General features: G+C 73.2%; 12 protein-coding genes and 1 pseudogene. 7 read left to right on the top strand and 6 right to left on the bottom strand.

From position 1 onward, the window contains the following. On the bottom strand, window positions 1-676 hold a 676-nt coding region (locus tag G5C51_RS34995; protein WP_165243694.1), incomplete at its 3' end, for an IclR family transcriptional regulator. A 95-nt stretch (window positions 677-771) separates the two neighbouring features. Here G5C51_RS34995 and G5C51_RS34990 point away from each other — a divergent pair. The 5 genes from G5C51_RS34990 to G5C51_RS34970 are packed head-to-tail and all read left to right on the top strand — an operon-like array spanning window position 772 to window position 5,687. Beyond that, a complete protein-coding gene (locus G5C51_RS34990; protein ID WP_165243692.1) occupies window positions 772-2,304 on the top strand; it encodes an ABC transporter substrate-binding protein in 1,533 nt (510 codons plus the stop codon). Further along, entirely contained in the window at window positions 2,301-3,233 is a 933-nt protein-coding gene (locus tag G5C51_RS34985) for an ABC transporter permease (protein WP_165243690.1), read from the top strand. Before G5C51_RS34990 ends, G5C51_RS34985 begins: the two co-directional genes overlap by 4 nt. After that, entirely contained in the window at window positions 3,230-4,072 is an 843-nt protein-coding gene (locus tag G5C51_RS34980; RefSeq protein ID WP_165243688.1) for an ABC transporter permease, read from the top strand. Before G5C51_RS34985 ends, G5C51_RS34980 begins: the two co-directional genes overlap by 4 nt. Then, window positions 4,069-4,872, top strand: coding sequence for an ATP-binding cassette domain-containing protein (locus G5C51_RS34975; RefSeq protein ID WP_165243686.1), 804 nt, complete (start codon window positions 4,069-4,071; stop codon window positions 4,870-4,872). The genes G5C51_RS34980 and G5C51_RS34975 overlap by 4 nt, the downstream gene beginning before the upstream one ends. Next, a complete protein-coding gene (locus tag G5C51_RS34970; protein WP_165243685.1) occupies window positions 4,869-5,687 on the top strand; it encodes an ATP-binding cassette domain-containing protein in 819 nt (272 codons plus the stop codon). Before G5C51_RS34975 ends, G5C51_RS34970 begins: the two co-directional genes overlap by 4 nt. On the opposite strand, the gene G5C51_RS34965 is transcribed toward G5C51_RS34970, so the two are convergent. Beyond that, window positions 5,674-6,624: an ROK family protein gene (locus tag G5C51_RS34965; protein ID WP_165243683.1), complete on the bottom strand. Its 951-nt coding sequence runs from the start codon at window positions 6,622-6,624 to the stop codon at window positions 5,674-5,676. The two genes, G5C51_RS34970 and G5C51_RS34965, sit on opposite strands and share 14 nt — an antisense overlap. On the opposite strand from G5C51_RS34965, the gene G5C51_RS34960 reads away from it, so the two are divergent. Together G5C51_RS34960 and G5C51_RS34955 are read left to right on the top strand one after the other, a co-directional pair. After that, window positions 6,623-7,399, top strand: coding sequence for a creatininase family protein (locus tag G5C51_RS34960; RefSeq protein WP_165243681.1), 777 nt, complete (start codon window positions 6,623-6,625; stop codon window positions 7,397-7,399). The genes G5C51_RS34965 and G5C51_RS34960 overlap by 2 nt on opposite strands. 7 nt (window positions 7,400-7,406) lie before the next feature. Then, window positions 7,407-8,516 (top strand): mandelate racemase/muconate lactonizing enzyme family protein, encoded by a 1,110-nt coding sequence (locus tag G5C51_RS34955; RefSeq protein WP_165243679.1) that lies wholly within the window; start codon window positions 7,407-7,409, stop codon window positions 8,514-8,516. On the opposite strand, the gene G5C51_RS34950 is transcribed toward G5C51_RS34955, so the two are convergent. From G5C51_RS34950 to G5C51_RS34935, 4 genes and pseudogenes are all read right to left on the bottom strand, one after another. Next, on the bottom strand, window positions 8,517-9,527 hold the full coding sequence (locus G5C51_RS34950; RefSeq protein WP_165243677.1) for an NAD-dependent epimerase/dehydratase family protein: 1,011 nt from the start codon (window positions 9,525-9,527) through the stop codon (window positions 8,517-8,519). Between the two features lie 21 nt (window positions 9,528-9,548). Beyond that, complete coding sequence (locus G5C51_RS34945) at window positions 9,549-9,950, bottom strand: hypothetical protein (RefSeq protein WP_165243675.1); 402 nt, start codon at window positions 9,948-9,950, stop codon at window positions 9,549-9,551. Window positions 9,951-9,999: 49 nt separating this feature from the next. Continuing rightward, window positions 10,000-10,770, bottom strand: a complete 771-nt coding sequence (locus G5C51_RS34940) for a bestrophin-like domain (protein WP_165243673.1) — start codon at window positions 10,768-10,770, stop codon at window positions 10,000-10,002. Between the two features lie 51 nt (window positions 10,771-10,821). Further along, window positions 10,822-11,070, bottom strand: a pseudogene (locus G5C51_RS34935) (hypothetical protein); the annotation flags it as partial.

The following is an 11,070-nucleotide window of genomic DNA, read 5'->3' as shown; positions in this document are numbered from 1 at the left end:
CCCCCGCGACCTCCCCGCCCGGCCCCAGCACCGGCGCGGCGATGGCGCGGACGTCCTGTTCCGCGTACTCGTCGTCGACCGCGTAGCCGGTCTCGCGCACCCGTGCCAGCTCGGCCAGTACGGCTCGCGGGTCCGTCACCGTCCGCGGCGTACGCGCGCCCAGCGGCTCACCGCCCAGCAGCCCCGCCGCCTCCTCCGGCGGCAGCGCCGACAGCATCGCCCACCCCACCGCCGAGCAGTACAGCGGGACTTCGCCGCCCGCGGCCAGCGCCATCCGGTACGCGGACGACGGTTCCGAGTGCGCCACGTGCACCGCGGCCGCCCCGTCCCGTACCGAGAAGTGGGCCAGCTGGCCGGTGCGCTGCCGCAGATCGTCCAGGACCGGGCGGGCCAGCCGCAGTTCGCGGCTGGCCGCCAGCGCGGTGGCGCCGAGGGCGAGCAGCCGCGGGCCCGGGCGGTACGAGCCGCCGGGGGCCGGGGCCGCGTAGCCGGCGTCCGCGAAGGTCTGGAGGAGGCGGTGCACGGTCGGTTTCGGCAGGCCCGTGCGCGCGGCCAAGTCGGCCAGGCGGTGCGGGGAGTCGGGCTGGGCGAGCGCGTCCAGCACCTCGAGTGCCTTGTCCACGGGGCCTTTTACGGGTGCTCCGGCGGCGGCGGGGGTGTTGACCGGCTTCGGCATGTCGCTTAGCTTAACGCATCAACGTTCCGGTGAACGGAACGATCGCACTGTTCAGTGGAACGCATTGCGAAGGGCAGATCGTGACTCATCCAGATATGTCACGCCGTAACGCCCTGCGACTAGCAGGAGTTGCCGGGTCCGCCATCGCCGCACCCGCGGCGCTCGCCGGGTGCGGAACGGCCGCGGGCGCGGCCGGGGACGGCACGCTCCGGGTGGCGCAGACGGCCGACCCGACGACGCTCGACCCGCACAAGCAGGGCGACATGGTCTCCATGAACGTCCTGATCAACATCTTCGACACCCTCACCACCCGCGACGTCCGCGGGCGGCTGGCGGCCCGGCTGGCCACCTCGTGGGAGGCGCGTTCCCGCACCGTGTGGCGGTTCCGGCTCCGCAAGGGGGTGCACTTCCACAACGGGGAGCGATTCGACGCCGAGGCGGTCAAGTTCTCCATCGAGCGGGTCCTCGATCCCAAGACCCGGTCGCCGATCGTCGAGCTGCGGTACGTGACGTCGGTGAGCGTCGTCGACCGGTACACCGTCGACGTGCACACCAAGCTGCACGACCCGATCCTGCCCGCGAAGCTGTCGCTCTTCGGCGGCGTCGTGGTGCCGCCGAAGTACATAGCCGAGGCCGGCGACGCCGCCTTCGCCCGGCGGCCGGTCGGCACCGGCCCGTATCGCTTCGAGTCCTTCCGGCGCGACCGGCAGCTCGAACTCAGCGCCAACCGCCGCCACTTCCACGGTCGGCCGGGAGCGGACCGGCTCGTCTTCCGGCCGCTGCCCAATCCCGCCTCCGCCCTGGCCGCGCTGCAGAGTGACGAGGTCGACCTCGTCACCGGGCTCACCCCGGACGCCGCCCGGCAGCTGTCCGGATACGCGGGCGTCGAGCTGGAGAACCACCCGGGCATCAGGACCGCGTACCTCAACATCGACACCTCGGCCGGCCCGCTGCGCGACCGCCGGGTGCGGCAGGCGCTCAACCACGCCGTCGACGTGCCGCTGCTCATCAAGGCCGTGCTGGACGGCAAGGCCCGCGAGGTGCCCGCCATGATCCCGCACGGATCGGTGGGCTTCGACGAGTCCGTCGAGCCGTTCCGCCGCTCCGTACGCACGGCGAAGCAACTGCTCGCCGACGCCGGGCACCCGGACGGCATCAGCACCACCCTCGCCGCCTCCAATACCGACGGCCAGGTCGCCGAGGCCATCGCGGGCCTGCTCGACCGGGCCGGCATCCGGGCCCGCGTCGACCTGCTCGACCCGGGCACCTTCTCCGCCCGCCTCACCTCCGACAACCGGCAGGCGCTCGGCCCCCTTTACCTCGCCGCCTCCACCGTCTGGACGCTCGACGGCTCGTCGATGCTGCAGTCCAACGTGCGCAGCGACCGGCGGCAGAGCCGCTGGCGCTCGAAGGAGGCGGACCGGCTCGTCGACGCCGAGGAGCTGTCCATGGACCCGGACGACCGGCAGCGCGCCTTCACCGCGCTGCAGCGGCTGATGAAGACCGAGGCGCCGTTCGTGCCCCTCTACCAGCAGGACAACATCCTCGCCCGCACCACACGGGTGCGCTGGACGCCGATCATCAACGGGTCCCTCGCCATGGAGGGCGCGGAGGTGAAGCCGCGATGAGCGCCTCCCTCGCCCGCCACATAGCCACCCGCCTCGGCACCGCGATCGGCGTGCTCTTCGCCGCCGCCACCCTGGCCTTCCTTCTCGTACGGCTCTCGGGCGATCCGGTCAAGCAGCTGCTGCCGCCGGACGCCACCGCCGCCCAGGAGGCCACGCTCCGGCACCAGTTGGGGCTCGACCAGTCGACGCTCGCGCAGTACGGCGACTATCTGTGGGGCCTGCTGCGGCTCGACCTCGGCGACTCGCTCGTCTACAACGAACCCGTCAGCCAGGTGATCGCCGACCGCATCCCCGCCACCCTCGAACTCGCCGCCGGCGCCCTCGTCCTCAGCCTCCTCATCGCCATCCCGGCCGGCATCTACGCCGCGATGCGCCGCGGCCGGGCCGGCGACACCGGCGTGATGACCGCGGTGCTGCTCGGCCAGTCCACCCCGCCGTTCTGGATCGGCATCCTGCTGATCCTGCTCTTCTCCGTCCAGCTCAAGGCCCTCCCCGCCTCCGGATACGGCACCTTCGCGCACCTCGTGCTGCCCGCCGTCACCCTGTCCGTCTACTCCATCGCCGTCATCGCCCGGCTGCTGCGCTCCTCGCTCATCGACGTGCTCGGCTCGGACCACATCCGTACCGCGAAGGCCAAGGGCCTCGGCCCGGCGAAGGTGGTCCTCGCGCACGGGCTGCGGAACGCCTCGCTGCCGACCGTCACCGTGATCGGCCTCGAATTCGGCGGCCTGCTCGGCGGCGCGATCCTCACCGAGCAGGTCTTCTCCTGGCCGGGCATCGGGCGGCTGACCGTGGAGGCCATCTCCCACCGGGACTTCCCGCTGGTGCAGGCGGCGGTGCTGTTCTTCGCGGCCGCCTTCGTGATCGTCAACCTGCTCGTCGACCTCTCCTACAGCCTCCTCGACCCGAGAGTGAGGGACCGGGCATGACCCGCACGCTGATACGTAACCGGCTCGCCCTGGTGGCCCTCGGCGTGCTCGCGCTGCTCCTGGTCGCCGCCGCCTTCTCCCCGCTGCTCGCCCCCGACGACCCGGCCAAGCAGGACCTGCTCGCCCGGCTCAAGCCCCCGGCCTGGTCGGACGGCGGCAGCCTCGCGCATCCGCTGGGCACCGACCAGCTGGGCCGCGATCTGCTCTCCCGGGTCATCTACGGCTCCCGGGTCTCGCTGCTCGTCGGTATCGGGGCGGCGCTGCTCGCGGGCGTCGTGGGTGCGGCGGCCGGGCTGTTCGCGGGCTTCCGCGGCGGCTGGCTGGACCGGGTGCTGATGCGCTTCGCCGACATCCAACTGGCCTTCCCCTCGCTGCTCCTCGCCCTCGCCATCGTCGGCTTCCTCGGCTCCGGGCTGTGGAACGTCGTGCTGGTGCTCGGCTTCACCGGCTGGGTGTCGTACGCGCGGGTGGTCCGCTCCGAGGTGCTGTCGCTGCGGACCCGCGATTACGTGACGCAGGCCCGGGCAACGGGCGTCACGGACCTGACCATCATGCGGCGGCACCTCCTCCCCAACGTGCTGCCGCCGCTGGCCACCATCGCCACCCTGCACATCGCGGCCGCGATCGTCGCCGAGGCCTCGCTCAGCTACCTCGGCCTCGGGGTGCCGAAGGAGACCGTCACCTGGGGCTCGATGCTCGCCGACGGGCAGCTGTACCTGGGCACGTCGTGGTGGGTCGCGGTCTTCCCGGGCCTGGCGCTGATGTTCACCTCCCTGGCCATCAACATCACCGGCGACGCCCTGCGCGACGTCGCGGACCCGAAGGCGTACCGCCGATGAAGACTCCTGTTCTCGAAATCCGCGATCTCCACGTCGACTTCGAGCTCTCCGCAGGCCCCGTGCACGCCGTCCGCGGCATCAGCCTCCTGGCGTACGCAGGCGAGACCCTGGCCGTCGTCGGCGAGTCCGGCAGCGGCAAGTCCGCCTCGATGCTCGCCGTGCTACGGCTCAACCCCGAGCCGCCCTGCACCTATCCCGGCGGTGAGATCCTCCTCGACGGCCGCGACCTCCTCGTGCTGCCGGAGAAGCAGCTGCGCGAGGTGCGCGGCAACGACGTCGCGATGGTCTTCCAGGACCCGATGACCAGCCTCGACCCGCTGCAGAAGGTCGGCAACCAGGTCGCCGAGGTGCTGCGCAGGCACCGCGGTGCTTCCCGCGGAGAGGCGCGGGCGGAGGCGGTACGGGCCTTGGACGAGGTCGGCATCCCGGACCCCGAGCTGCGGGCGCGGCAGTACCCGCACGAGCTGTCCGGCGGGCTGCGGCAGCGCGTGATGATCGCGACGGCGCTGGTGGGGCGGCCGCGGGTGCTGATCGCGGACGAGCCGACCACGGCTCTCGACGTCACCGTGCAGCGGCAGATCCTCGACCTGCTCGCCGATCTGCGGGCCCGGCACGGGATGGCGGTGGTGCTGGTGACGCACGACCTCGGCGTGGTCGCCGAGACCGCCGACCGGGTCGTGGTCATGAACGACGGCCGGGTCGTGGAGCACGGACCCGTCGGCCAGGTCTTCGACACGCCCCGCGAGCAATACACCCGCGACCTGCTGGCCGCCACCCCGCGACTGGAGCCGACGCCATGACGCCACTGCTTGAACTGGACGGCCTCACCAAGGAGTTCCGCGGCCCCGGCGGCGCCCGTACCACCGCCGTCGACGAGGTGACGCTCACCGTCGAGGACGGCGAGACCCTCGCCCTCGTCGGCGAATCCGGGTCCGGGAAGACGACGCTCACCCGGCTGCTGCTGAAGCTGCTGGAGCCGACCGCCGGGACCGTCCGCTTCGAGGGCCGCGACCTCGCCGGGCTCTCCGCCGCCGAGCTGCGCGGGATACGGGCCGGGATGCAGGTCGTGCTCCAGGACCCGTACTCGAGCATGAACCCGCGCATGCGGATCACCGACATCGTCGCCGAGCCGCTGGTCACCCATGACGCCGGCTATCGCGGACGGGCGGCCAGGCCCCGGCTGCGGGAGCGGGTGGGGGAGCTGCTCACCTCGGTCGGGCTTGCGGCCGGGGTGCAGGACCGGTATCCGCACGAGTTCTCCGGCGGGCAGCGGCAGCGGATCTCCATCGCCCGCGCGCTGGCGCCCGCGCCCCGGGTCGTGGTGCTGGACGAGCCGACGAGCGCGCTCGACGTCTCCGTGCAGGCGCAGGTCCTCGATCTGCTGGCGGAGCTGCAGCAACGGCACGGTCTTACCTATGTGTTCGTCTCCCACAACCTCGCCGTGGTGCGGCAGGTCGCGGACCGGGTGGCGGTGATGCGGCGCGGCGCGATCGTCGAGTGCGGGGCCACCGCCGACGTGCTGGGCGCGCCGGAGCACCCGTACACGCGCGAGCTGCTGGCCGCGGTGCCGCGGCCGGACGCGTACCGGGCCCGCGCGGGGGCTACCGGTGCGTGAGCACCAGACCCGCGCCGCCGAGCAGCGCCACGTCGTCGGGGCCCGCCTCGCCGAGGACGACGCGCGGCGGCGCCGCCGTCGACCAGCCGCTGTCCCGGCGCAGCCGCTCCTCGACCCGGGCGCGGAAGGCCTCCGCGCCCTCGACTGCCTCGCCGTGCAGGACGAACAGGGCGGAGGCGAAGAGCTGCTGGATGTTCACCAGGCCGAGGGCGAGATTGTCGGCGTATTCCTCGACGACCTTGCGCGCTTCGTCCCCGCGGCGTACGAGACCGGCCAGCGTCACGTCGGCGCCGAGACCGGCCGTCTGCGCCCGCTGCCGCAGCCACCGCGTCGTGGCCACCGTCTTCCAGCAGCCGCGCGCCCCGCAGGTGCACGGCTCGCCGCCGGCCACCACCGTCATATGGGCGCCGCTGCGGCCGCCGTGCGGGGCAAGCAGCTCGCCGTCGTAAAGGATGCCGACGCCCAGCACCTCACCCGTGGACACGGACGCGAAGGAGGTCAGCCCCCGGCCGGGGCCGAACCACCGGTCGCCGAGCACCTGCAGCCGGGCCCGGTGCTCGATGTGCACCGGCACCCCGAGCGCCTGCCGCAGCACGTCCGCGACCGGATAACCGGCCAGCGCCGGCACGTCATTGACCTCGATGAACGAACCGCGCTCCGGGTCCACAATGCCGGTCGCCGCCACCCCGACGCCGATCAGCTCGCACCCGTCGAAGCACTCCAGCGCGGCCTGCCGTACCGCCGCGTCCACGCCCGCGGCGTCGGGCGCCGCCGGGTCGAAGCCGGTCGTCGTACGCCGCAGCAGCTCCCCGGAGCGGTCCACCAGCGCCGCCTGCACCTGTCCGGGCAGCACCTCGACCGCGCCCAGCAGCGGGCGCGCGGGCACCGGTGCCGGGGGGTCGGGCACGAGGTGCAGATGTCGAGGTTCGCCGGCCATGCGCCGACTCTGCCACGGCACGAACCGAGGAGGTAGCACGGATTTGTTTCAGCTGACGGAGCTCACCTGGCGCCAGGTGCGGGAGGCGGGCCGCTCGGCGATCGCCCTGCTGCCCATCGGCTCGCAGGAGCAGCACGCCGAACACCTGCCGATGGGCACGGACACGATGCTCGTGACGGCGGTGGTGGACCGGGCGGCGGCGCTGCTGGCCGAGGACGCGGGTCCTGAGGTCGTACGCCTCCCCGCCCTGCCGTACGGGCACAGCCCGCACCACCTCTTCGCGGCCGCGGTGTCGCTGTCGGCGGACACCCTCAAGGCGGTGCTCGGCGACGTCCTGCGGTCCCTCACCGAGAGCGGCTTCCGGCGCGTCATGATCGTCAACGGGCACGGCGGCAACGACGAGATCATGCGGCTCGCGGTGAAGGAGCACGCGCTGCGGGCGGCGGGGACGTACGCCGCCTGCTCGTACTGGAGCCTGGGCGCGGCCGCGTCGACCCCGGGCCACGCCGGCCGTTACGAGACCTCGCTGATGCTGGCCGCCCACCCGGACCTGGTCCGCACGCCCATCGAGCCGCGCCCGCCCGCCGACCCGCCGCCGCTCTTCGACAACCCGCCGCACCCCGGCCTCACCACCGAGCGGCACGGCGAGTGGGCCCGGGCCGGCGGCGCCACCGACGACCCGTCCACCGCCCGGCCCGACGACCCCGAACTCACCGCCCGCGCCCGCCAACTCGCCCAGGCGATACGGGCGTTCCACGCAGCCACCAACGATTGAGGAGCCCATGAAGATCACGCACGTCGACGCCTGGGTCGTCAACCTCCCCCTGAAGAGCCCCTTCACGAGCTCCTTCGAGACCAAGACGGGGGAGACCCGCACCGTCGTCCGTATCCGCACCGACGAGGGCGTGGACGGCTGGGGCGAGACGATGTGGGGGCAGCCGGTCGCCGCGCTGATCCGGAAGCTGGCGCCCGACCTCATCGGCACCAGCCCCTTCGCGCTGGAGGCCTTCCACCGCAAGCAGCACATGGTGCCGTTCTTCCACGGCTATCTCGGCTACGCCGCCATCGCCGCCCTGGACGTCGCCTGCTGGGACGCCATGGGCCGGGCCACCGGGCAGTCGGTCACCGACCTGCTCGGCGGCCGGGTACGGGACGAGGTCCCGCTCACCGCGCTGGTCACCCGGGCGGACGGCGGCACGCCCGAGGCGCTCGCCGAGCACGCCGCCCGCGTCGTCGCCGAGGGCGGCTTCCGGGCGGTCAAGCTCAAGGGGACGAAGGACGTCGACGGCGACGTGGCCAACCTCCGCGCCCTGCGCGCCGCCCTTCCCGACACCGAGCTGCGCGTCGACCCCAACGCCGCCTGGTCGGTGCCCGATTCGGTCCGCGCCGGCATCAAGCTGGAAGAGCTCGACCTCGAATATCTGGAGGACCCCTGCGTCGGCATCGAGGGCATGAGCCAGGTGCGGGCGAAGGTCCGCATCCCGCTCTGCACCAACATGTGCGTCGTCCGCTTCGAGGACTTCGCCCCGGCGGTACGCCTGGGCGCGGTGGACGTCATCCACGGCGACGTCTACAAGTGGGGCGGCATCGCCCCGACCAAGGCCCTCGCCGCCCACTGCGAGACCTTCGGCCTCGGCATGAACCTGCACAGCGGCGGCGAACTGGGCATCGCCACCGCCGCCCACCTGGCCGTCGTCGCCAGCACGCCGGTCCTGAACCGGGCCATCGACAGCATGTATTACCTGCACGCCGACGACATCGCCGACCCGATCCCGCTCCGGGACGGCAGCCTCACCGTCCCGGACGGCCCGGGCCTCGGCGTGCGCGTCGACGAGGACAAGCTGCGCCATTACGCGGGGGTCAATGAGCGGGAGGGGGACCTGACGGGCTGATCAGCTTGCGCTGAGGAACGCCGCCTCCCGCTCCGGATCGACCCCCTTCCGCCCCCGGTCGGAGCGCTGCGGCGCCTCACCGCCGATCGACCGCAGCCACGCCCACGTATCGGCCACCGTCTCCGCGACCGGCCGGCAACGCAGCCCCGCCGCCCGCGCCTTGGAGGTATCGCCGCTGTGCAGATAGTCGTGCAGCGGACCCGGCGGCAGCCACACCGGCAGCTCGGTCCACGGCTCGAACCCGGCCGCGAGCACGGCCTCCGGCTCGTACCACCGCAGCACCGCGTCGGACCCCTCGGAGGAAGCAGCCTTGACGCACGCCTCCAGGAACTCGCCCATCGTGGCGTGCCCCGGCGCGCTGACCACGTCGTACGCCCCGCCGAGCCCGCCCTCGACCGCGTCCAGCGTCCAGGCGGCAAGGTCGCGGGCGTCGATGTACTGCAGCGGGAGGTCGTACGGGCCGGGCGCCAGCACCTCGCCGCCGCGCCGCATGCGGGTCAGCCACCACGGCAGCCGGCCGACATTCTCGTACGGTCCGAGGATCAGCCCCGCGCGGACGAACAGCGCCCGGTCGCCGAAGGCGGCTTCGGCGGCCAGTTCGCCGCCGCGCTTGGCGCGGGCGTAGTCGTCGCCTTCGGTGGAGTCGGGGGAGGCGTCTACGACCGCGGCGGACTCATCCGCACCGGCCGCGGTGGTCTCCTCGGGGTAGACGGAGCGGCTGGAGACGTACGCGTAATGCCGGACACCCCGGTCCGCCAGCAGCCGCGCCGCGTCCCGCACCGCGACCGGCGCGCCGGACCACGTGTCGACGACGGCGTCCCAGCCCGCCTCGCTGTCGGTGAGCGGCGCGAGCCCGCCGTCCGCCAGCCGGTCGCCGATGAGCGACGCGGTCCCCTCCGGCGCGGGGAACCGGCCGCGGTGGAAGACCGTCACCTCCCACCCGCGCCGGACCGCGTCCTCGGCGACCGCGCGCCCCACGAACTCCGTACCACCCAGAATCAGCAGCTTCATGCCGCCGACTCTGCCCCGCGGCTAGGCGGCGGGGGAAGGGGGTACTGCTGACAGCAGATTCCGCGGCGGCTCCGGCGGAGGCTCCGGCAGCTCGGCCGCCGCGGCGCCGGGCGCCGGACGCGGCCGGCGCGGTACGAAGCAGCCGCTGCTGCCGCCGCGGCCGCGGTGCAGCAGCAGCCCGGAGACCGGGTCGGGCACCGCGTCGAGCGCGGCCTGCACGCCGGGAAGGGTGCGCCAGCGGTCCCAGTCGCGCTCCTCCCGGAAGGAGATCTCGAGCACGATGCCCCAGGAGTGCATGTGCCACTCCCACATCAGCGCCCCGTGCGTGATCGCGGACTCCACGAGCGTGTACTCGTAGGAGTCCCGCCACGCGAGCGCGGACGACTGCGCATCGAAGACCTCGACGGACCACCAGTCGGCCATGCCGCCCCACCTCCGGTTGCCAACTCCACGGTAGGCCGGTGCCGATGGCCTATCCAGAGCCAGGGAACAGCGTCGTGAACGGCTCTGTCATCGTCCCCGCGTCGGAGGCGCCCCCGTAGGGGGTGTTCCAGGCCCAGACGAGGAAGAGCAGGAAGGCCATCAGCGCGCTGAACAGCCCCGCCAGCACCAGCTCCCGCGCCGAGCGCTGGATCTGCAGCGCGAAGACCATGCCGATGGAGACGACCGCCCCGATGATCAGCCCCACCCACACCACCGGCGGCATCGTCGGATCGGTGCCCAGGCCGCGCTCCTGCCGGGCCTGGGCGGCCTGCGCCGCCTGGTCGGCGAGGGCGTACGCGGCCCGGTTCTGCGACTCGGTCTTCGGCTCGAAGGCGTCCACCTGCTTGCGTACATCCGCCATCAGCCGGTCGCCGCGCGGGGTGAGGCCGCCGCCCTCGGCAATGGCCGGTTTCCACTCCTTGTTGACGGCGTAGTCGACGTAGGCGTCGATGCTCGCCCGTACGGCGTCGCGCTGCCCGGCGGGATAGGCGGCGGCCCGCTCGCTCACCTCGTGCAGCGCGAACGCCTCGCGCTGCACGGTCTCTTGCGCCGCCCCGCGGGACTCCCAGACCCCGGCGATGGCGAGGCCGAGCACGATGGCGTACACGACGCCGACCATCATCGTCATGTACTCGATGACATCCGGCGTCTCATCGGGATCCTCGTCCTCGGGCCGCCGCCGGTCGCGGATGACGGCGATGAGCACGACGACGCCGGTGGCCGCGGCCATGGCGACGAGGAGCTTGAGCCAGTCGGACATCAGTGACTCCAATCGATAGATACGGGAGACCGGGGCACAGCCGCTCCGGACTCAGTCACCGCGCCCCCCGGCACCCGCGGCGGAGCCGCCGGAACCGCCCGCGGCGAGCGCGGCGGCGGCGAGCACGGCGGGGGCGACGAGAAGCAGCGTCCGGGTCACGGGCGAGGTGCCCTGCTTGGCCTCCGGGCGCGGGGGTGCGTGATAGGCGGGCCGGAAGGAGACAGCGGGGGCGGGCCGCTTGGTCTTGGTGGGGGAGGGCGTCGGCTCCGGCGGTTTCGGCTCGGGCTTCGGTGGCGGATG

The organism is Streptomyces coryli, from assembly GCF_011044975.1.
Taxonomy (GTDB): domain Bacteria; phylum Actinomycetota; class Actinomycetes; order Streptomycetales; family Streptomycetaceae; genus Streptomyces; species Streptomyces coryli.
This window is presented reverse-complemented; position numbering and strand designations above follow the sequence as displayed.

Bases quoted from the DNA above. Each gene is read 5' to 3' on its own strand.
- G5C51_RS34990 (WP_165243692.1), top strand. From the start codon at position 772: ATGTCACGCCGTAACGCCCTGCGACTAGCAGGAGTTGCCGGGTCCGCC.
- G5C51_RS34985 (WP_165243690.1), top strand. From the start codon at position 2,301: ATGAGCGCCTCCCTCGCCCGCCACATAGCCACCCGCCTCGGCACCGCG.
- G5C51_RS34980 (WP_165243688.1), top strand. From the start codon at position 3,230: ATGACCCGCACGCTGATACGTAACCGGCTCGCCCTGGTGGCCCTCGGC.
- G5C51_RS34975 (WP_165243686.1), top strand. From the start codon at position 4,069: ATGAAGACTCCTGTTCTCGAAATCCGCGATCTCCACGTCGACTTCGAG.
- G5C51_RS34970 (WP_165243685.1), top strand. From the start codon at position 4,869: ATGACGCCACTGCTTGAACTGGACGGCCTCACCAAGGAGTTCCGCGGC.
- G5C51_RS34960 (WP_165243681.1), top strand. From the start codon at position 6,623: ATGCGCCGACTCTGCCACGGCACGAACCGAGGAGGTAGCACGGATTTG.
- G5C51_RS34965 (WP_165243683.1), bottom strand. From the start codon at position 6,624: ATGGCCGGCGAACCTCGACATCTGCACCTCGTGCCCGACCCCCCGGCA.
- G5C51_RS34955 (WP_165243679.1), top strand. From the start codon at position 7,407: ATGAAGATCACGCACGTCGACGCCTGGGTCGTCAACCTCCCCCTGAAG.
- G5C51_RS34950 (WP_165243677.1), bottom strand. From the start codon at position 9,527: ATGAAGCTGCTGATTCTGGGTGGTACGGAGTTCGTGGGGCGCGCGGTC.
- G5C51_RS34945 (WP_165243675.1), bottom strand. From the start codon at position 9,950: ATGGCCGACTGGTGGTCCGTCGAGGTCTTCGATGCGCAGTCGTCCGCG.
- G5C51_RS34940 (WP_165243673.1), bottom strand. From the start codon at position 10,770: ATGTCCGACTGGCTCAAGCTCCTCGTCGCCATGGCCGCGGCCACCGGC.